17 protein-coding genes, 3 tRNA genes and 1 pseudogene are annotated in these 19,544 nt (G+C 55.0%); 14 read left to right on the top strand and 7 right to left on the bottom strand.

The annotated features are described in order from the left end of the window. Window positions 1–540: 540 nt before the first annotated feature. The 5 genes from HB631_RS07470 to rsmC all read right to left on the bottom strand — a co-directional run bounded on the left by HB631_RS07470 (window position 541) and on the right by rsmC (window position 3,738). On the bottom strand, window positions 541–1,635 hold the full coding sequence (locus HB631_RS07470) for a diguanylate cyclase (RefSeq protein WP_213990506.1): 1,095 nt from the start codon (window positions 1,633–1,635) through the stop codon (window positions 541–543). Window positions 1,636–2,158: 523 nt separating this feature from the next. Continuing rightward, window positions 2,159–2,245: transfer RNA gene (locus tag HB631_RS07475), tRNA-Leu, on the bottom strand. A 67-nt stretch (window positions 2,246–2,312) separates the two neighbouring features. Continuing rightward, window positions 2,313–2,399, bottom strand: a tRNA-Leu gene (locus HB631_RS07480). 36 nt (window positions 2,400–2,435) lie between these two features. Beyond that, window positions 2,436–2,522: transfer RNA gene (locus HB631_RS07485), tRNA-Leu, on the bottom strand. A gap of 163 nt (window positions 2,523–2,685) precedes the next feature. Beyond that, on the bottom strand, window positions 2,686–3,738 hold the full coding sequence (rsmC, locus tag HB631_RS07490; RefSeq protein ID WP_213990507.1) for a 16S rRNA (guanine(1207)-N(2))-methyltransferase RsmC: 1,053 nt from the start codon (window positions 3,736–3,738) through the stop codon (window positions 2,686–2,688). A gap of 110 nt (window positions 3,739–3,848) precedes the next feature. On the opposite strand from rsmC, the gene HB631_RS07495 reads away from it, so the two are divergent. The 11 genes and pseudogenes from HB631_RS07495 to deoD all read left to right on the top strand — a co-directional run bounded on the left by HB631_RS07495 (window position 3,849) and on the right by deoD (window position 13,309). Further along, window positions 3,849–4,253 (top strand): DNA polymerase III subunit psi, encoded by a 405-nt coding sequence (locus HB631_RS07495; protein WP_213990508.1) that lies wholly within the window; start codon window positions 3,849–3,851, stop codon window positions 4,251–4,253. Further along, a complete protein-coding gene (gene rimI / locus HB631_RS07500; protein WP_213990509.1) occupies window positions 4,231–4,674 on the top strand; it encodes a ribosomal protein S18-alanine N-acetyltransferase in 444 nt (147 codons plus the stop codon). The genes HB631_RS07495 and rimI overlap by 23 nt, the downstream gene beginning before the upstream one ends. 171 nt (window positions 4,675–4,845) lie before the next feature. Continuing rightward, the gene (prfC, locus tag HB631_RS07505) at window positions 4,846–6,435 is read left to right on the top strand and encodes a peptide chain release factor 3 (RefSeq protein WP_213990510.1); all 1,590 of its coding nucleotides are present in this window, start codon (window positions 4,846–4,848) and stop codon (window positions 6,433–6,435) included. 526 nt (window positions 6,436–6,961) lie between these two features. Further along, the gene (gene osmY, locus HB631_RS07510) at window positions 6,962–7,567 is read left to right on the top strand and encodes a molecular chaperone OsmY (RefSeq protein ID WP_213990511.1); all 606 of its coding nucleotides are present in this window, start codon (window positions 6,962–6,964) and stop codon (window positions 7,565–7,567) included. A gap of 147 nt (window positions 7,568–7,714) precedes the next feature. Further along, window positions 7,715–7,876: a DUF1328 domain-containing protein gene (locus HB631_RS07515; RefSeq protein ID WP_213990512.1), complete on the top strand. Its 162-nt coding sequence runs from the start codon at window positions 7,715–7,717 to the stop codon at window positions 7,874–7,876. Between the two features lie 80 nt (window positions 7,877–7,956). Further along, window positions 7,957–8,148 (top strand): stress-response protein, encoded by a 192-nt coding sequence (locus HB631_RS07520; RefSeq protein WP_213990513.1) that lies wholly within the window; start codon window positions 7,957–7,959, stop codon window positions 8,146–8,148. Window positions 8,149–8,558: 410 nt separating this feature from the next. Then, window positions 8,559–9,353 (top strand): TatD family hydrolase, encoded by a 795-nt coding sequence (locus HB631_RS07525; RefSeq protein WP_213990514.1) that lies wholly within the window; start codon window positions 8,559–8,561, stop codon window positions 9,351–9,353. Window positions 9,354–9,606: 253 nt separating this feature from the next. Beyond that, a pseudogene (locus tag HB631_RS07530) lies at window positions 9,607–9,783 on the top strand (deoxyribose-phosphate aldolase); the annotation flags it as partial. A 94-nt stretch (window positions 9,784–9,877) separates the two neighbouring features. Next, window positions 9,878–11,206 (top strand): thymidine phosphorylase, encoded by a 1,329-nt coding sequence (gene deoA / locus HB631_RS07535; RefSeq protein ID WP_213990515.1) that lies wholly within the window; start codon window positions 9,878–9,880, stop codon window positions 11,204–11,206. Window positions 11,207–11,299: 93 nt separating this feature from the next. Then, entirely contained in the window at window positions 11,300–12,523 is a 1,224-nt protein-coding gene (locus tag HB631_RS07540; RefSeq protein ID WP_213990516.1) for a phosphopentomutase, read from the top strand. A 66-nt stretch (window positions 12,524–12,589) separates the two neighbouring features. Continuing rightward, window positions 12,590–13,309, top strand: a complete 720-nt coding sequence (gene deoD / locus HB631_RS07545; protein WP_213990517.1) for a purine-nucleoside phosphorylase — start codon at window positions 12,590–12,592, stop codon at window positions 13,307–13,309. A 26-nt stretch (window positions 13,310–13,335) separates the two neighbouring features. Here the strand turns inward: deoD and HB631_RS07550 are convergent, their stop codons facing one another. Beyond that, the gene (locus tag HB631_RS07550; RefSeq protein ID WP_213990518.1) at window positions 13,336–14,019 is read right to left on the bottom strand and encodes a YtjB family periplasmic protein; all 684 of its coding nucleotides are present in this window, start codon (window positions 14,017–14,019) and stop codon (window positions 13,336–13,338) included. A 110-nt stretch (window positions 14,020–14,129) separates the two neighbouring features. Between HB631_RS07550 and serB the strand changes: the two genes are divergently transcribed. The 3 genes from serB to nadR are packed head-to-tail and all read left to right on the top strand — an operon-like array spanning window position 14,130 to window position 17,787. Continuing rightward, window positions 14,130–15,107, top strand: a complete 978-nt coding sequence (gene serB / locus HB631_RS07555; protein WP_213990519.1) for a phosphoserine phosphatase — start codon at window positions 14,130–14,132, stop codon at window positions 15,105–15,107. Window positions 15,108–15,156: 49 nt separating this feature from the next. After that, the gene (gene radA / locus HB631_RS07560) at window positions 15,157–16,542 is read left to right on the top strand and encodes a DNA repair protein RadA (protein ID WP_213990520.1); all 1,386 of its coding nucleotides are present in this window, start codon (window positions 15,157–15,159) and stop codon (window positions 16,540–16,542) included. 15 nt (window positions 16,543–16,557) lie between these two features. Then, a complete protein-coding gene (gene nadR, locus HB631_RS07565; RefSeq protein WP_213990521.1) occupies window positions 16,558–17,787 on the top strand; it encodes a multifunctional transcriptional regulator/nicotinamide-nucleotide adenylyltransferase/ribosylnicotinamide kinase NadR in 1,230 nt (409 codons plus the stop codon). A gap of 38 nt (window positions 17,788–17,825) precedes the next feature. Here nadR and ettA read toward each other — a convergent pair whose 3' ends face one another. After that, window positions 17,826–19,490, bottom strand: a complete 1,665-nt coding sequence (gene ettA / locus HB631_RS07570; protein ID WP_213990563.1) for an energy-dependent translational throttle protein EttA — start codon at window positions 19,488–19,490, stop codon at window positions 17,826–17,828. Window positions 19,491–19,544 lie beyond the last annotated feature (54 nt).

The following is a 19,544-nucleotide window of genomic DNA, read 5'->3' on the forward strand; positions in this document are numbered from 1 at the left end:
TTATTTTTGGGGTTTAGTAAATTTTTGGCCGATGGTGGTCAACCCATCCGACGATTCCGCCGATGAACAACGACGAACCTTAGGGCAGTACCCCGCTCAGGCATAATGACTTGTATGGGTATAATATTCGTTTAATTAATAATAATTGGTCTAATGTTCCAAAATAAATATTTTAATTAAGGGTTTAAAACTATTTTATTTTCTGTGGGATTCTCCGAGATATAACTGTGACGTTATTTCACCAATAATACTATGCATTTTTTGAGGGAGTATTGCGGATTTCATCTTGATATAGCCCGAAATTTTGTCTGCCTGGGTTAATAACGCGCATAATTTATTGATTAAGATAATACTGAGGAATTTATTGGCATGACGCGCTTTCAATTGAAGGATGATAGGGCGTTGTGCCGGTTATATATTCCGCCGCCGCGGATGAAAACCCAAGGACTGTACAAAACGGCCGGATATTGTGACATTAAAGAAAACGCTATAGACATCATTGAACAAAACACGTAACAAAAATTTGACCAAAAATGGCAATCAGGATTTCGCAGACAGGATAATCTGCCGATCCGCTTTATAATGGGCAATTTCAATAGAGTTTCTGCCGTGGTTTTTCGCTAAATAGAGCGCGGTATCGGCGGCACGCAAAGAGGCATCTATATCATTGTCGGACATGACGGCAATACCGGCGCTTAATGTCACGTTAGTTGAAACCTTGTCATTAAACTTATGGGGAATTTTCAAATCCAGCACCGCCTGCCTGACAGCTTCGGCGGAGGCGATGGCGGAACTTTCATCGACATCGATTAACAGCACCAAAAACTCCTCGCCGCCGTAGCGCACCACGATATCCCTGGAGCGGACCGCATCACGAATGGCTACGGCCACAGCCACCAGCGCGCTGTCGCCCATGGTGTGCCCGTAATTATCGTTGTACGCTTTGAAATGGTCTATATCCAGCAGCAGGATATAGTGGCGAAACTTCTGGTCGCCGGGCAGGTTATCCAGCCTATTATACAATCCCCGGCGGTTATACAGGCCGGTCAGCGGATCGATCATGCTCAGATCGCTGAATTTTTCCCGTTCGTCGCTGAGTCGTTTCACCAGGTCGGAGGTGAAAGCCTCACTGCGCTTTTGCATGAGGTTATGCAGCGAAAAGCTTAAAAGAGGCAACGCAATGGTAAAAAGCAGCGTCAGGATATGGGCAAAATCATCCAGCACGACCACGGTCAAGGCCGAGGGCAAACTGTGCAGGCAGAAAGCGATAAAGTTATCTGTCAGTGAGATAGCGCTGATAAAAAATATCATCATCAGGCTATATAACAAAAAGTCGCTGTTGACGGCCACGATACTATGAAAGCGAATGTTGATATGCCATGCCCATAACATTCCAATACAAACTGCAAAAAAATTCAGTTCATGCGCATAGCTTTTCAATTTGAAGTTACAAACTATTAAGGCTATTCCGCAAAATATTGCCACCAAGACCGAAGGTAAAGTAGCGGAAGCGGACTTATTTAAAGTATTAAGCACATAAAATATCGAAAGTGCGATATTAAGAAGAAGAAACAATAGCAGCGAGAGGCGATGTTTACTCTTACGAAGTTCATCATAACTATAAATATTTATCATGTCCTAACGGGTAAGCTCCACCGATGAAAAATGGCTATACCCGTCATAATTCAAGTTGCCGGTGCGTTGGCCCTCCTCGCTCACCCCAGTCACTTACTCGAGTAAGCTCCCGGGGATTCGCTGCGTTGCCGCCTTCCTGCAACTCGAATTATTTAGGGTATATAATAAACTATACGAATCCAAAAAAGATTTTCGCGTAGATAATTTTGTATGCTTATTTTGTTTTTAAATTTTAATGCCTATTAGGATAATTTAACAGTTTTATCGGTTCCTGTCATCCGCCGATGCGCGGCGCGGCGCGGGGTCAGCGGGGCAAAAGAGAGAAGGAACCATTTGTCCGCGGGAAAGCCATAAAACATCCCACGGGGTTGACCGGCGCATTTGCCCTACAGATTGGGGAATTTAACCGCAAATCAGATGAAAGAAATGACGTATTGGCTACAAAATGGAATGATTTAAACAAAAATAACGGAGGCTATACCGGGATAAGAACTGGCCCGAATCAGAACTGATGGAAGAAATTTGGTGCGAAGAGAGGGACTTGAACCCTCACGTCCGTAAGGACACTAACACCTGAAGCTAGCGCGTCTACCAATTCCGCCACCTTCGCACAACGTTCTTCATCATAGGGGAAATTATATTGCAACATCAACCCAATACTCGGCATCGCCACCGATTGGTGCGAAGGGAGGGACTTGAACCCTCACGTCCGTAAGAACACTAACACCTGAAGCTAGCGCGTCTACCAATTCCGCCACCATCGCGTGCAAGTCGGTCGTGCCGATAGGCTGTGGTTGTGCTGGTACGAAGAGAGGGACTTGAACCCTCACGTCCGTTAAGACACTAACACCTGAAGCTAGCGCGTCTACCAATTCCGCCACCTTCGCATGACACCGGCCAGGCTTGCGCCCTGCCACCACGGAGGCGAATTCTAGAGGTTTTGGCGTCAAGGTCAATAATTATTTGAGCCGAAGCGGGCATTTAACGCAAAAAAACGTTATGCCGTGCCCAAAAATCCAATGCTCCGTCCGGTTCAGCAGCCTCCGACCGTTAAGCCCCTTTGCCGGACTTGCCTTTTCCACGGGAAATAGTGTGGATAGCCTGATAGACCTTGAACCGGCCGGTTTGCGCCAATACGGTATGATTGCCGAACACCGTATCCAGCAGCGCCGGATACGGTAAAAAAGCATTGGCGACGATGCGCAGCTGGCCGCCGATGCGCAAGTGGGCCTGCGCGCCGCGAATCAGATTTTCCGCTGCCTGCAAATTGGTGTGCATACCGTCATGGAAAGGCGGATTGGACAAAATCATATCAAACCGCCCCGACAGGCCTGAATAGACATCGCTCACCACCACATCGCCCGCCAGATGATTGCTGTCCAGGGTGGCTTGGGCGGCGGCCAGCGCCGGCGCGTGCACATCGCTGAGGGTCAGGGTCAGCCCCGGGAAACGAGTGGCCAGCGCGGCCGCCAATACCCCGGTACCGCAGCCGATATCCGCTATGGCGCCGCTCACCGGCTGATCAAAGGTGGACAACAATAGCTGGCTGCCCGTATCCAGCCCGTCCCGGCTGAAAACCCCCGGCAGGGTTTTTACCGTCAGTCCGTCAAGCTGATAGCTGCTCCAGAACGAGTCCAGGTCAAAGTGCGGGGCCTTCACCAGGCTGCCGTGGTACAAACCGCAGCGACGGGCGCTGTCTATTTTTGCCAACGGGCAATAGTCCGCCAGCATCGGCTCGGCGCTGCGTACGCCGCTGCGGTTTTCACCCACCACAAACACATCGGCGCCGAGGGGCAGCAAGGAGAGCACGTTAAACAGCTGGAATTGGGCTTCCGGTTTGTTTTTCGGCCAAAAGTAGATAAGCGTATCGCATTCACCGACAAAATCAGCCTCGGCCAGCAGACCGTAGCGCACGTTTTCGGCAGCCATTTTTCCTTGTAACGCCAGACAGTGATGATACCAGGCGGTATGGACCCGCACGCTTTCGGCGTCGAGTTCGGCGGGCAGCAAATCCTGTACGTCGCCGGCAAACAGTACCCGCTTGTTTAAAAAATCATCTACGTGACGAAGTATCACTTCACTGGCTGGTGTTAACACTGGCATACGACAAAGGCTCCTCATTAATATGAGCGGGGAGTATAGTGCTTTATTGCCCCGGGTTCGATGGGTTTGGTAGCATGGCGGTGTGAATTTACCCCGCGGATGGGAAAGTAATGACATCAAGACGCGATTGGCTATTACATCAATTGGGTATCACCCAATGGACGCTGCGACGTCCCGCGGCATTGTCGGGGGAGGTGGCGGTGGTATTGCCGCCGGAAGTCCGTCTGTTGATTGTGGCCGAGGCGCCGCCGCCGCCGGGTCATCCCTTGGTGGATGATGTGGCGCGCAGCCTGGGCCTGTCATTGCGTCAGCTCTATCAGCTTACGCCCGAACAGGTGGCGATGTTGCCGGAAGAGACCCGTTGCCACAGCTGGTGGATAGGCCTTGAGGCGACGCGTTCCCTGTCCGGCGTTTCTCTTACCACGCCGCCGCTGGCCGGTCTGCAAGGCAATGCAGCGGCCAAGCGCGACTTATGGCAGCAGATTTGTCGTTATGAACAAGATTTCTCCGCTTAGTACCGCCGATCTTCGCGATGCCTGGCATATTGAGCAAGCCAGCCATGCGTTCCCCTGGTCGGCGAAGACCTTCGCCGATAACCAGGGCGAGCGTTATCTGAATTTTAAGCTCTCGGAAGGGGAACGGCTTGCGGCCTTTGCCATTACCCAGACGGTGCTCGACGAAGCGACGCTGTTCAATATCGCCGTCCACCCCGATTTCCAGCGCCGCGGCTTAGGCCGCCAACTGCTGGAGCATCTTATCGGCGAACTGGAAAACCGGGGCATATTGACGTTATGGCTGGAAGTGCGCAAATCCAATGTTGCCGCGATCGCGCTCTATCAATCCCTGGGGTTCAACGAGGTCTCGGTGCGACGTGATTATTACCCCGCCGCCGAAGGGCGTGAGGATGCCATCATCATGGCCCTGCCCATGGGATGACAAGGATATCCGTCATATTGCAAACCGCGGGAGCATTGGCAATACTCGGTCCCTCCCCGGGCCTCGAAGTATTGAGGATATCAATAGACCCTGTGTCCATGTAGAATCTGGCATCGGCACCATTTTATTAGAAACTGTGTACATCAAGATGTACCCATCGAGAAACAGAAGATGAAGAATGCTTCTTACGCCGCGGAAGTTGCGGCTCGGCGAACTTTTGCGATTATATCGCACCCTGACGCCGGTAAAACCACCATTACTGAAAAAGTCCTGCTGTTCGGCCATGCCATTCTGACCGCCGGGACGGTGAAGGGCCGCGGCTCAAGCCATCATGCCAAATCCGACTGGATGGAAATGGAAAAGCAGCGCGGTATTTCCATTACCACCTCGGTCATGCAGTTCCCTTATGAACACGCATTGGTTAATTTGCTCGATACCCCCGGGCATGAAGATTTCTCGGAAGACACCTACCGGACCTTGACGGCGGTTGACTGCTGTTTGATGGTGATTGACGCCGCCAAAGGCGTGGAAGATCGCACCCGAAAACTGATGGAAGTCACCCGCCTGCGGGATACGCCGATTCTGACCTTTATGAACAAGGTCGATCGCGATATCCGCGATCCGACGGAATTGCTGGATGAAGTGGAGCATGAGCTGCGTATCGCCTGTGCGCCCATTACCTGGCCCATCGGCTGCGGTAAATTATTCAAAGGGGTTTACCATCTTTATAAGGATGAGACTTACCTCTATCAGACCGGTCAGGGCCATACCATCCAGGCGGTCAGAATTGTCAAAGGACTGCATAATCCCGATTTGGATATAGCCGTCGGGGAAGATCTGGCGGCGCAACTGCGGGAAGAGTTGGAACTGGTGCAGGGCGCGTCCCATCCTTTCGAGGAGCAGGCTTTCCTGCGCGGCGAACTTTCCCCGGTTTTCTTCGGCACCGCCCTGGGCAATTTCGGCGTTGATCATATGCTGGATGGTTTGGTGGCTTGGGCGCCCCCGCCAATGCCGCGTAAAACCGACACTCGTGTCGTCACCGCCGACGAAGAAAAATTCACCGGCTTCGTTTTCAAAATCCAGGCCAACATGGATCCCAAGCACCGGGACCGCGTGGCCTTTCTGCGCGTGGTGTCCGGGCGCTATGAAACCGGCATGAAGCTCCATCAGGTCAGAACCGGTAAAGATGTGGTGATTGCCGATGCCCTGACCTTCATGGCCGGCGACCGCTCGCATATTGAAGAAGCGTATCCCGGCGATATTATCGGCCTGCATAACCACGGCACCATTCAAATCGGCGATACCTTTACCCAGGGTGAAAAAATGAAGTTCACCGGTATTCCGAACTTTGCGCCGGAAATGTTCCGTCGTATTCGCCTGCGGGATCCGTTGAAACAGAAACAGCTGTTGAAAGGGCTGGTTCAGCTTTCAGAAGAGGGCGCGGTCCAGGTGTTCCGTCCCATTGCCAATAACGATTTGATCGTCGGCGCCGTCGGCGTACTGCAGTTCGAAGTGGTGGTGGCCCGGTTAAAGAGCGAATATAACTGCGAAGCCCTGTACGAATCGGTGAATGTCTCCACCGCCCGCTGGGTGGAATGCGATGACGCGAAAAAACTCGAAGAGTTCAAACGCAAGAATGAGCTGAATCTGGCGCTGGATGGCGGCGATAACCTGTCTTATATTGCGCCGAGTATGGTTAACCTGAACCTGACCCAGGAACGTTACCCGGATGTGCACTTCCACAAGACCCGCGAACATTAATAACGCCAACCTCGTCTGAGGCGGTGATCGCCGGCATTATCCCGCAGGGGATAATGCCGGCGCGCTTGGCCGCCTCTCATGATGCCCGCCGCGAAGTACGGATTGTTCCTAAATCCTTGCTTATCCATCGATTTTGATGATTTTTACCTTCCGAACCATGCAAATTGTTATTTCTGGTCTATAGTTAAATTGTCGCTGACGAAACGGTGTATTTAGCTGGTTAAGCCGTTTGAATTAGAGTGAAAAGCTACCGACTGCATTTTGAAAGCAATAACTCTCTATACCCAATAGATTTCTAGCTGTAGCCAACACGGCGGCAACTCGTAAGATGGTGAGTATATGACGGGTATATATTGTGCAGAAATATATAGCATAAGCCTTATTCCTGTTAATCGAATGAGTCATTGCCTCACGGCGATGTCCCAAGATTTTGATGCTTTCCCGGAGTATTGCCCGGGTAGCTGTTAGTCAGGCCGCATTTGTGGCGAAAAACCCTGATTCGGGTAGATAGAAAAAGGAAACATTAATGAAAAACTCACATATTTCACAAACAATCACCGCCTTGGTCCTGGGCACCATCCTTGCGGGCACTACCGCGATGGCTAACGACACGATCAAGACCGACGCCAACAGCACCGCCGCTAAAATCGATAATTCGATGTCGAGTGCTTCCAACTATATGGGCGATAGCGCGGTTACCGCGAAGGTGAAGAGCGCGTTGGTGAGTGATAAAGGCATAAACAGCACCGATATTTCCGTTGAAACCAACCATGGCATGGTGACACTGAGCGGTTTCGTTAACGACCAAATGCAAGCGGAACGTGCGGTTACCGCTGCCAGATCCGTTAGTGGCGTAACCAGCGTCAGCGATAAGCTCCATGTGAAAGAAGCCGGCACCACAGCCAAATCCTATGCCAGCGACTCCGCCATTACCAGCGAAGTGAAAGCTAAATTCCTGGCTGACAGCGTCGTACCGTCGCGCAAGATTAAAGTCACCACGGATAACGGCGTTGTCCAACTTAGCGGTCGCGTGCAAAATGCCCGCGTTGCCGATCGTGCCGAAAGCGTTGCCAAAGCCGTTGACGGCGTGAAAAGCGTTAAGAACGATTTGAGAGTTGTCCAAAAATCATAATAGTTTAGGGATTAATGTCCTTCGGGACATTAATTCCGGGCACGGGCACTGTAATAGTAAGGTAGCAACCTGCCCGGGGAACCAGCCGTTCCCCTTAATCCGGGTAGACACGAAAAATATTTCAATTATTTGGGTAAGGAGAGGCTTATGTTTCGTTGGGGCATTATTTTCCTGGTTATCGCTTTAATTGCCGCAGCTCTAGGATTCGGTGGTTTGGCAGGTACGGCAGCATGGGCGGCGAAAGTTGTTTTCGTGGTCGGCATTATACTGTTCCTGATCAGCTTGTTTACCGGTCGTCGGCGTTTGTAGCGAGCAATTGTAATAATATTCCTGTACTGTATTAACCGAAGCGTATTAACCGAAGCGGTTAGTTCCCGGGAGGGCAGGTTATGAATAGCGACATCGTTGTTGGCAGATTGAAACAGTGGAAAAGCCAGATGTGGTTATTATGGGCAGAGTGGTTTGATAGCGACTGTGCCTGGGTTGCGGGAAGCAACGATTACCTCTCCGGGGTAATACAGGAAGATTACGGCAAATCCATGCAGCCCGTTGCAACGCCGGAATCGGAAAAACTTCACTGATTTCCCCGTGACAGTGAGCGTTTGGATGCCAATCTAACAGGACCGCGTATTCATCGGCGGTCATGTTTTTTTAGGAACACCTTGTTTCAACTCACAATTCATCTCCTCTGCGTTAAATCCCTCTCGTTATAGAAAACAATTATCATTATGTTTTATAATGCTGTAATTCGGCGTTATTGCTAATCATTATTGAAGCGCCAAGGTACAACCGGCCTCAATAAACAGGGAGAGATAAATACAAAGAAGCGACAGGAATTAAATTATCCATAAGCCGGATGGGGACCTGATATAATATGCGCATCCTTCAAGTCACCCCTAAAATATCCGGGCCAGGGCAATGAATTCCCGCACTCCGCCTCGGGGTGCTAATGAATTGAAATAAAAAGCTGTTACCACGACTAGGTGCCCCCATGACAACGCCGGTTTTCATCGATACACATTGTCACTTCGATTTTCCCCCCTTTTTTGGTGATGAATCCGGCAGTATTGCCCGGGCGTGCGACGCCGGCGTGCAGCGGATTATCGTACCCGCGGTGGAGGCGGGGCGTTTCGCCGGGGTGCTGGCGCTCTCGGAGCGTTATCCGGCCCTGTATGCCGCCTTGGGAATGCATCCTATCGCCATCCGTCGCCATAACGACGCCGGTCTGGCGCTGTTGGAGCACTATCTCCGTTCGTCCCGGACAAAACTGGTGGCGGTGGGTGAAATCGGCCTGGATGATTATATTGACGAGCCGCTGATGCCGCGCCAGGTTGCCTTGTTGGAAGATCAGTTTCATCTGGCTAAACGTTATGATCTGCCGGTTATTCTGCATTCGCGCCGCACCCATGACCGGCTGGCCGCGATGCTGCGGCGCAGCGAACTGCCCCGTACCGGCGTGGTTCACGGATTTGCCGGTAGCTACCAGCAGGCCGAGGCGTTTATCAAACTGGGTTATTACATCGGCGTCGGCGGGACCATCACCTATCCCCGCGCCACTAAAACCCGCGGCGTTATGGCGCGTTTGCCGCTGGAATGGCTGCTGTTTGAAACCGATGCGCCGGATATGCCGCTGTCGGGTTATCAAGGGCAGCCCAACCGTCCCGAACGCGTGCGGGAAACCTTCCGGGTGTTATGCGAGCTGCGTGACGAGCCGCCCGAAAGGATCGCTGAAATAATCTACCGCAATACCCTCTCTTTGTTTGGATTAGCGCGATCTGACGCATAAATCTTTATCTGCGGGCAGCTTATTTGCGCCAAGTGTGAAAAAATAGAACCGCGCGTAAGGCAGGGCAATTTTACCCTGCGCCTTTGAGACAGGCTTATGCGGTGAGAGGGATCTCAGATGCCCGGAACCAGGGCCTTCTTCAAGGAACCAAGTCCGCTCGCCAACATGCAAAATCGGAAAGTTGGAGAGTACTATGAATGAGTTGATTGCGGCTTGCCGCGCATCACAGCGGCAAGGTCGCCCCGGCATCACACCGGCCGGAGGCGTGCGTTCCATCGCCCCAGCGGCATCTTATCTGATATTGGCCGACCGTTTCACGGGACCGGAGTGGGCGGACGCACGCCATTTCCGCTTCGGCGCCTCAAGTTTGCCGGCCTCTCTGCTCCAGATCCCGGGCCACTCTTCGCCCCGTCCCGATAGCGGCTATTAAGCCGCAGAGTCAGTTTGTAACGGATAAGGCGGATACTCCGCCGGGTGCTCTTTTTTGGGCGTGTTGCCCGCATTAGTTTTTGCAGGGGGTTACCTTGTACCTGGCTCAAGAGATAATACGAAAAAAACGTGATGGCGAATCACTGGATGAAGAAGAAATTCGCTTTTTTATTAATGGAATACGTGATAATTCCGTTTCGGAAGGACAGATTGCCGCACTGGCGATGACGATTTTTTTCCATGATATGAATTTGACTGAGCGGGTGGCGCTGACGTTGGCGATGCGTGACTCCGGCCATGTCCTCGATTGGAGAAGTTGCTCGCTGGACGGTCCGGTGATGGATAAACACTCCACCGGCGGCGTAGGTGACGTCACTTCCCTGATGCTGGGGCCGATGATTGCGGCCTGCGGCGGCTATGTGCCGATGGTCTCGGGACGCGGATTGGGCCATACCGGCGGGACGCTGGACAAATTGGAAGCCATTCCGGGCCTCAATATTTTCCCCGACGATCAGGTGTTTCGCGCGCAGATTAAAGCAGTGGGGGTGGCGATTATCGGCCAGACCAACTCGCTCGCCCCGGCGGACAAGCGATTTTATGCCACCCGCGACATCACTGCCACGGTGGATTCCATCCCGCTGATTACCGCCTCTATACTGGCGAAAAAACTGGCGGAGGGACTGGATGTGCTGGTAATGGACGTCAAGGTCGGTTCCGGCGCCCTGATGCCGGACTATGCGCAGTCGGTGGCATTGGCCCAGGCCATTGTCGGGGTTGCCAACGGCGCGGGATGCAAGACCACGGCGTTGCTCACCGACATGAACCAGGTGCTGGCCTCCAGCGCCGGCAACGCGCTGGAAGTGCGTGAAGCGGTGCGCTTTCTTACCGGTGATGGGCGCAACCCCCGTCTGTTTGAGGTGACCATGTCCTTGTGCAGCGAAATGCTGGTATCCGCCGGCCTGGCTGCCGGCGACGACGTGGCGCGGGCGCTGCTCCAGCGGGTATTGGACAATGGCGAAGCGGCGGAGCGCTTTGGTCGCATGGTGGCGGCCCAGGGAGGTCCGGCGGATTTTATCAGCCGCTATGACAGCTATCTGCCGGCGGCCACCTTAAGCAAACCGGTACCGGCGCCCCGTACCGGCTATATCGGCGCCATGGATACCCGGCGGCTGGGGATGGCGGTGGTGGCCCTGGGTGGTGGTCGCCGCCGGGCCGGCGATGTCATCGATTACAGCGTCGGCCTGGCCGATATGGTACGGCTGGGAGACGCCGTGGAAGCCGGGCAGCCGCTGGCGGTCATACATGCCGCCAGCGAAGCCGGCTGGATCCAGGCCGCCGAGGCGGTGCGGGAGGCCATCACCATCGACCCGGAACCCCCGGTGGCGCTGCCGGTGGTTTATCGCCGTATAGAACAGCAGGATTAAGCCGGCGTCATGTCGCCCGCCAGGCCGGCATGACGCGGCAATGAACATATCAGGCGCGGCTTTGTTTGCCGCCGCGCCCAGCAGGAGTGATAAATGAAGCGTATTTATATTATGGTACTGGACTCGTTCGGTATCGGTGCCGCAGGCGACGCGGACAAATTCGGCGATCAAGGGTCGGACACCTTGGGACATATCGCCCGGCAGTGCCAGCGAAACGAAGCCAATCAGGGACGTAGCGGCCCTCTGACGCTGCCTAATCTTTCGCGGCTGGGCCTGGGTAAAGCCGCCGAGGAAGCCACCGGGCGCTTCCCGCCGGGACTGGATGAGCAGGCCGGGATTATCGGCGCCTACGCCTATGCCAGTGAGATTTCCTCCGGCAAGGATACGCCGTCCGGCCACTGGGAAATCGCCGGCGTGCCGGTGATGTTCGACTGGGGGTATTTCCCCAGCCCGGAAAACAGCTTTCCGGCGGAATTGCTGGATAAACTGGTGCGGGAAGCGGATCTGCCGGGCTATCTTGGGAACTGTCACTCCTCCGGCACGGTGATTCTCGACGCGCTGGGGGCCGAGCATATGCGTACCGGCAAACCGATCTTCTACACCTCGGCGGATTCGGTCTTCCAGATTGCCTGCCATGAGGAAACCTTCGGACTCGAGCGCCTTTACGCGCTGTGCGAAATTGCCCGTAGACTGCTTACCGACGGTGGATATAATATCGGCCGGGTGATTGCCCGGCCTTTCGTGGGTGATAAACCGGGCCATTTCGCCCGTACCGGTAACCGCCACGATTTGGCGGTGGCGCCGCCTTCCGCCACGGTATTGCAAAAGCTGGTGGAAGAGAAGGGCGGCAATGTGGTATCCATCGGCAAAATCGCCGATATTTACGCCCAGGTGGGTATAAGTAAAAAAATCAAGGCCACCGGGCTGGATGCGCTGATTGACGCCGCCCTGGGTGAGATGGCCGTGGCGGGGGACAATACCATCGTCTTTACCAACCTGGTGGATTTTGATTCCTCCTACGGGCATCGCCGCGATGTGGCCGGTTACGCGGCGGCGCTGGAACTGTTCGACAGGCGTTTGCCCGAACTGCTGGACGGGGTGAGCGGCGAGGACCTTTTAATCCTCACCGCCGATCATGGCTGCGATCCCACCTGGATCGGCACCGATCATACCCGCGAACATGTGCCGGTATTGATTTTCGGCCGGGGGATTAAACCTGGATCTTACGGCCATCGCGCCACCTTTGCCGATATCGGCCAGACCGTGGCGCGTTATTTTGACTTGTCCCCCATGGACTACGGTACGGCCATTCTGTAAAGCGGAAAGTGAAGCCGGCCCCGGCGGCCGGAAAAAAGAGTGTTTGTTTTCAATAAGGAAAATGTTATGGCGACGCCGCATATCAATGCTGAACGAGGGGATTTTGCCGACGTGGTTTTAATGCCCGGCGATCCTCTGCGTGCCCAGCATATCGCGAGTACCTTCCTCACCGGCGCGCGGGAGGTGAATAACGTCCGCGGCATGCTGGGTTATACCGGCAGTTATAAGGGCCGTGAGTTTTCGGTGATGGGGCACGGCATGGGTATTCCCTCGTGTTCCATTTATACCAAAGAGCTGATTACCGAATACGATGTAAAACAGATCATCCGGGTGGGCTCATGCGGTGCGCTGCGGGCGGATGTACAGGTGCGGGATATCGTGATCGGCATGGGCGCCTGTACCGATTCAAACGTTAACCGTATGCGTTTCAAGGGCCATGATTTTGCCGCCATCGCCGACTACGACCTGCTGCGTCACGCGGTTGACGCCGCCAGGGCCGCCGGATTGAAGGTGAGGGTGGGCAATCTGTTTTCGGCGGATCTGTTTTATACCCCCGATCCGCAGATGTTTGATGTCATGGAAAAATACGGCATCCTCGGCGTTGAAATGGAGGCCGCGGGCATATATGGCGTCGCCGCCGAATTCGGCGCCCGGGCGCTGGCCATTTGTACCGTGTCCGATCATATCCGCAGCGGCGAAGCGCTAAACGCCGCGGAACGTCAAACCAGCTTTAACGAGATGATTGAAATCGCCTTGGAATCGGTTCTGCTGGGGGATGGGGCATAAGACGGCTTCCAGCATCCTGTCCCGTCTTATTGGCTTCGAAGATGTTTGTCAGACGCGTTTTCATTTGACTGCTCTTCCTCATCGGGCAGGGCGTCGGTCAATGGGGAGTTTGCGGTCAGCAGAAACGGCGATTGTCGCCAGCGGCTGTGGCTGCCCTGCAGCAGGGTGTGGGCCAGGATGATGCCGATGGCCAGCGCCAGCAGCAGCATCAGGCGCAGGATATTGGTGGTGTTATCCACCTGTTTGGCCTCGGTTTGCAGTACATGGGTATCGAGGGTCAGCCGCACAAAACCGCTGGGGCCGTCTTTATCGGTAATGGTGCGTACCAGTTGGTGGTTAAAATAACTGCCGGCCCGCGGATGTTCGATAGCCAGCCGGTCGCGCACCGGAACATTTTCCCCCGAGCGGACAATCAGGCTGCCGTCCATGGCGTAGACGCCGGCATCCAGGATGCGGCCCCCGGCGGTAAGTTGATCCAGTACCGCCTTGATTGGCGCGTTGTTATCGCCGCCGTCGTCCATCAACGGCGCCAATTGTCCGGCCAGTTGACGAATCAGGGTATCAGCCAATTCGTCCACCTGCGCCGAACGGGCCATTTGATGGCTGAGACTGAACCACGACGCCCCCTGCATCAGCATGACCAGCAGCGTCACGCAAATCAGTACGATGGCGGTTCGGTGTAAACGAAACGAGAGTCCGGCACGGGCCATAAAATTCCTTCACTTTTTTGATGCTATATGTTGCCAGATGCGCAGGCGATAGGATAGCTTGATGCGCGTCGTTTTATCATGCCGGTCCTTTATGCCTACAGGAGTACTGAATGCCGAATAGTCTGACTTACTGCGATCTCCCCACCAGGATCTCCCAGTGGCCCGGGCTGCCGCTATCCCTGAGCGGGGATGAGGTGATGCCGCTGGATTACCAGGCGGGTCTTACCGGCTGGCTGCTGTACGGCAGGACCCTTGATAAATCCGCCCTGGCCGGCTTTCAGCGCGCCCTGGGCTCGGCCCTGGTGATCGTTTCCGCCTGGCATGTGGAAGACTACCAGGTAGTCAGGCTGGCGGGAACGCTGAGCGACGCCGCCGTTCGTCTGGCCCATGAACAGCGGCTGGACGTCGCGCCCTTTGGCAAGACGCCGCATCTCCACAAGCCCGGGCTGCTGATAATGGACATGGATTCCACCGCAATCCAGGTGGAGTGTATTGATGAAATCGCCAAATTGGCCGGGGTGGGGGAACAGGTGACCGCGGTTACCGAACGCGCCATGCGGGGGGAGCTGGACTTCGCCGCCAGCCTGCGTCACCGGGTGGCTACCCTCAAGGGCGCGGATGCGGATATTTTGCGCCGGGTGCTCGACGATTTGCCGCTGATGCCCGGTCTTACCGGATTGGTGCGCAAACTGCAAAGCCTGGGTTGGCACATTGCCATCGCTTCCGGCGGTTTCACCTACTTCGCCGATCACCTGCGGGATAAATTGCGCCTGGTTTCGGTGGCGGCCAATGAGCTGGAAATCGTCGACGGTAAACTTACCGGCCAGGTGAAAGGACCCATCGTGGATGCCGACTATAAAGCCCGCGAGTTGATTCGGCTGGCGGAAAAGCTGGACATTCCTCTCTACCAGACGGTGGCCATCGGCGACGGTGCCAATGATTTATTAATGCTACAATCGGCAGGGTTGGGCATTGCCTATCATGCCAAACCCAAGGTCAACGAACAGAGCAAAGTCGTCATTCGTTACGGTGATCTGCTGGCGGTGCTGTGCATCCTGAGCGGCAATCTGAAAAGCGAAGAGCGTTAGGCGCTCTCAGACTGCCGAAGCGGCGATTTAAACATATTCCGAGGTATCTGTGGCTAAAGCGGTAAAACGAGCATTTGTCTGTAACGAATGCGGTGCCGATTACCCCCGCTGGCAGGGGCAATGCACCGCCTGCCAGGCATGGAATACCATCACCGAAGTGCGGCTGGCGGCGACGTCCTCGGCGATCCGCAACGATCGGTTCAGCGGTTTCGCCGGCGAGTCCGGCGTCAGCCGGGTGCGCAAGCTGGCGGACATCAGCCCGGAAGAGCAGCCCCGGTTTTCCACCGGTTTCAAGGAATTCGATCGGGTGCTGGGGGGCGGGGTGGTGCCGGGCAGCGCTATCCTTATCGGCGGCAGTCCTGGCGCCGGTAAAAGTACCCTGCTGTTGCAAACCCTGTGCAAGCTCTCGGAACACATGAATACCTTGTATGTCACCGGCGAAGAGTCATTACAGCAGGTGGCCATGCGTGCCCACCGGCTTGGCCTTCCCACCGGCGGACTGAATATGCTGTCGGAAACCAGCATCGAGCAAATCTGCCTTATCGCCGCCCAGGAAAAGCCGCGCTTAATGGTGATTGACTCCATCCAGGTGATGCATATGGCGGATATCCAGTCCTCTCCCGGCAGCGTGGCGCAGGTGCGGGAAACCGCCGCTTATCTGACACGGTTCGCGAAAACCCAGGGGGTGGCTATCCTGATGGTGGGGCATGTGACCAAAGACGGTTCCCTGGCCGGTCCCAAGGTATTGGAGCACTGTATCGACTGCTCCATCATGCTGGATGGCGATGCCGATTCCCGCTTTCGCACCCTGCGCAGTCATAAAAACCGCTTCGGCGCGGTAAATGAGCTGGGGGTGTTTGCCATGACCGAGCAAGGATTGCGGGAGGTGAGTAATCCCTCGGCCATCTTCCTCAGCCGCGGCGAGGAGCTGACCTCCGGCAGCAGCGTGATGGTAGTGTGGGAAGGCACGCGTCCCCTGCTGGTGGAAATCCAGGCGCTGGTGGACAACTCCATGCTCGGCAATCCGCGCCGGGTGGCGGTGGGGCTGGATCAGAACCGGCTGGCCATTCTGCTGGCGGTGCTGCATCGCCACGGCGGTTTGCAAATGGCGGATCAGGACGTCTTTGTGAATGTGGTGGGAGGGGTGAAGGTTTCCGAAACCAGCGCCGATTTGGCGCTGATGCTGGCCATGGTCTCCAGTTTGCGCGATCGGCCGCTGCCGCGGGATCTGGTGGTGTTTGGCGAAGTCGGCCTGGCGGGGGAAATCCGTCCGGTGCCCAGCGGCCAGGAACGTATTGCGGAAGCGGCCAAACACGGCTTTCGCCGGGCCATTGTGCCCTTTGCCAATGTACCGAAAAAAGCCCAGGACAATATGCAGATTTTTGGCGTTAAAAAGCTGACGGACGCGCTGTCCATCCTGGATGAAATGGAATAATCACGAGGAGCGTTTATGTCGTCATTCGATTACCTGAAGAGTGCGATTAAACAGCAGGGACGCACATTACAGCAGGTCGCAGAAGGTTGCGACATGACCAAAGGCTACCTTAGCCAATTACTCAACGCCAAAATCAAAAGCCCCAGCGCGCAAAAGCTCGAAGCCATCCATCGTTTTCTCGGCCTGGAGTTTCCGCGCCGGATGAAAAAGGTCGGCGTGGTATTCGGCAAGTTTTATCCGCTGCATACCGGGCATATTTATCTCATTCAACGGGCCTGCAGCCAGGTGGATGAACTGCATGTCATTCTCGGTTTCGACGAGCCGCGGGACAGGCAGCTGTTTGAACACAGCTCCATGTCGCAGCAGCCCACCCTGAGCGATCGGCTGCGCTGGCTTTTGCAGACGTTCAAATATCAGAAAAATATTCATATCCATGCCTTCAATGAACAGGGCATGGAGCCTTATCCCCATGGCTGGGACGTCTGGAGCAACGGTATCCGGTCGTTTATGCGCGATAAAGGCATTGAGCCGGGCTTCGTCTATTCCAGCGAAGCCCTGGATGTGGAGCGTTATCTGGAACACTTGGGGGTCGAAACCATTTTGATTGATCCCAAACGTTCCTTTATGTCCATCAGCGGCGAGCAAATACGGCAAGATCCTTTCCGCTATTGGGAATATATTCCCACCGAGGTCAAACCCTTTTTTGTTCGTACCGTGGCGCTTATCGGCGGCGAATCTAGCGGCAAATCCACCATGGTCAATAAACTCGCCAATATTTTCAATACCAGCAGCGCCTGGGAATACGGGCGAGAATATGTCTTCTCCCATTTGGGCGGAGATGAAATGGCATTGCAATATTCCGACTATGACAAAATTGCCCTCGGGCAGGCGCAGTATATTGATTTTGCCGTGAAATATGCCAATAAAGTCACCTTTATCGACACCGATTTCGTCACCAGCCAGGCGTTTTGCAAACGTTATCACGGCCGCGAGCACCCCTTCGTGCAGGCCATGATTGACGAATATCGCTTTGATTTGGTGATTTTATTGAAAAACAACACCCCCTGGGTGGCGGATGGTTTGCGCAGCCTGGGGAATCCGGCGGAGCGGGACGCCTTCCAGCGGCTGCTGGAAGAACTGCTCGATGCCAACCGGATCCCGTTTGTGCGTATTGATGTGGCCGATTACGACCAGCGTTTCCTGCAATGCGTTGAGCTGGTGCGCGATATGCTCGGGCAGCGTTGAACCGCCCCCGGGCACGTTGTCAACAAGCTCAGATGGCCTCAGGCCATCTTTTTGTATCTGATGCGGTGAGGTTGTAATGCCTCGGCACCCAGGGTGCGTTTTTTGTATTCCTCGTATTCGGTAAAGTTGCCTTCGAAGAATTCAATCTTGCCCTCATCCTGGTAATCGATGATATGGGTGGCGACCCGATCGAGGAACCAGCGGTCATGGGAAATCACCAGGGCGCAGCCGGGGAACTCCAGCAGGGCATTTTCCAGCGCGCGCAGGGTTTCCACGTCCAGGTCGTTGGTGGGTTCGTCCAGCAGCAGCATATTGCCGCCCACCTGCAGCAGCTTGGCTAAATGCACCCGGCCGCGTTCGCCGCCGGACAGCTCGCCGATGCGTTTGCCTTGATCAATCCCTTTGAAATTAAACCGGCCGACATAAGCGCGGCTCGGCAGCTCGAAATTGCCGATACGCATGATGTCCTGGCCCCCCGAGACTTCTTCCCATACCGTTTTGCTGTTGTCCATGCTGTCACGGAACTGGTCCACCGAGGCCAGTACCACGGTATCGCCGAGGGTCACGGAGCCGCTGTCAGGTTGTTCCTTGCCGGACAGGATGCGGAACAGCGTGGATTTACCCGCGCCGTTCGGCCCGATAATGCCGACAATGGCCCCTTTGGGCACCGAAAACGATAAATCGTCAATCAGCAGCCGATCGCCGTAGGATTTCCTGAGATTTTGCACTTCCAGCACTTTATCCCCCAGGCGCGGGCCGGGTGGAATAAACAGTTCGCTGGTTTCGTTGCGTTTCTGGTACTCCACGCTGTTGAGCTCTTCGAAACGCGCCAGGCGCGCTTTGCCTTTGGACTGGCGGCCCTTTGCGTTGGAGCGGACCCATTCGAGCTCTTTCTCGATGGATTTGCGGCGCGCGGCTTCCGATGAGGCTTCCTGCGCCAGGCGCTGATCCTTCTGTTCCAGCCAGGAAGAGTAGTTACCTTCCCAGGGGATGCCTTCGCCGCGATCCAGCTCCAGTATCCAGCCGGCGACGTTGTCCAGGAAATAGCGGTCATGGGTAATCGCGACCACCGTGCCTTCATAGTCATGCAGGAACCGTTCAAGCCAGGCTACCGACTCGGCATCAAGATGGTTGGTGGGTTCGTCCAGCAAGAGCATGTCCGGTTTTTCCAGCAGCAGCCGGCAGATGGCGACGCGACGCCGCTCGCCGCCGGAGAGCGTGCCGATTTTGGCATCCCAGGGCGGCAGGCGAAGGGCGTCGGCGGCGCGTTCAAGCTGGTTATCCAGATTATGGCCGTCATGGGCCTGGATAATGGCTTCCAGTTCTCCCTGCTCTTTCGCCAGTTTGTCGAAATCCGCATCCGGCTCCGCATAAGCGGTGTACACCTCATCCAGACGGTTCAGGGCATTTTTCACCTCTTTAACCGCCGCCTCGATTTCTTCCCGCACGGTCTTTTCCAGATCGAGCTGCGGTTCCTGCGACAGATAACCTATATTGATGCCCGCCTGGGGCCGGGCTTCACCTTCAATGTCAGTATCGATACCCGCCATAATGCGCAACAAGGTGGATTTACCCGCGCCGTTCAAACCCAGCACGCCGATTTTGGCCCCCGGGAAGAAGCTTAGCGAGATATCTTTAAGAATATGGCGCTTCGGCGGAACGATTTTGCCGACGCGGTGCATGGTATAGACGTATTGAGCCACGTTGTTATAAGCCTCTTTCACTCTGGGTTTATCCATACCCGTCCTACTTCAGGT

The organism is Sodalis sp. dw_96, assembly GCF_018449575.1.
GTDB lineage: Bacteria > Pseudomonadota > Gammaproteobacteria > Enterobacterales > Enterobacteriaceae > Acerihabitans.

Coding starts and splice junctions, on each gene's coding strand:
- HB631_RS07470 (WP_213990506.1), bottom strand. CDS start 1,635: ATGATAAATATTTATAGTTATGATGAACTTCGTAAGAGTAAACATCGC.
- rsmC (WP_213990507.1), bottom strand. CDS start 3,738: ATGCCAGTGTTAACACCAGCCAGTGAAGTGATACTTCGTCACGTAGAT.
- HB631_RS07495 (WP_213990508.1), top strand. CDS start 3,849: ATGACATCAAGACGCGATTGGCTATTACATCAATTGGGTATCACCCAA.
- rimI (WP_213990509.1), top strand. CDS start 4,231: ATGAACAAGATTTCTCCGCTTAGTACCGCCGATCTTCGCGATGCCTGG.
- prfC (WP_213990510.1), top strand. CDS start 4,846: ATGAAGAATGCTTCTTACGCCGCGGAAGTTGCGGCTCGGCGAACTTTT.
- osmY (WP_213990511.1), top strand. CDS start 6,962: ATGAAAAACTCACATATTTCACAAACAATCACCGCCTTGGTCCTGGGC.
- HB631_RS07515 (WP_213990512.1), top strand. CDS start 7,715: ATGTTTCGTTGGGGCATTATTTTCCTGGTTATCGCTTTAATTGCCGCA.
- HB631_RS07520 (WP_213990513.1), top strand. CDS start 7,957: ATGAATAGCGACATCGTTGTTGGCAGATTGAAACAGTGGAAAAGCCAG.
- HB631_RS07525 (WP_213990514.1), top strand. CDS start 8,559: ATGACAACGCCGGTTTTCATCGATACACATTGTCACTTCGATTTTCCC.
- HB631_RS07540 (WP_213990516.1), top strand. CDS start 11,300: ATGAAGCGTATTTATATTATGGTACTGGACTCGTTCGGTATCGGTGCC.
- deoD (WP_213990517.1), top strand. CDS start 12,590: ATGGCGACGCCGCATATCAATGCTGAACGAGGGGATTTTGCCGACGTG.
- HB631_RS07550 (WP_213990518.1), bottom strand. CDS start 14,019: ATGGCCCGTGCCGGACTCTCGTTTCGTTTACACCGAACCGCCATCGTA.
- serB (WP_213990519.1), top strand. CDS start 14,130: ATGCCGAATAGTCTGACTTACTGCGATCTCCCCACCAGGATCTCCCAG.
- nadR (WP_213990521.1), top strand. CDS start 16,558: ATGTCGTCATTCGATTACCTGAAGAGTGCGATTAAACAGCAGGGACGC.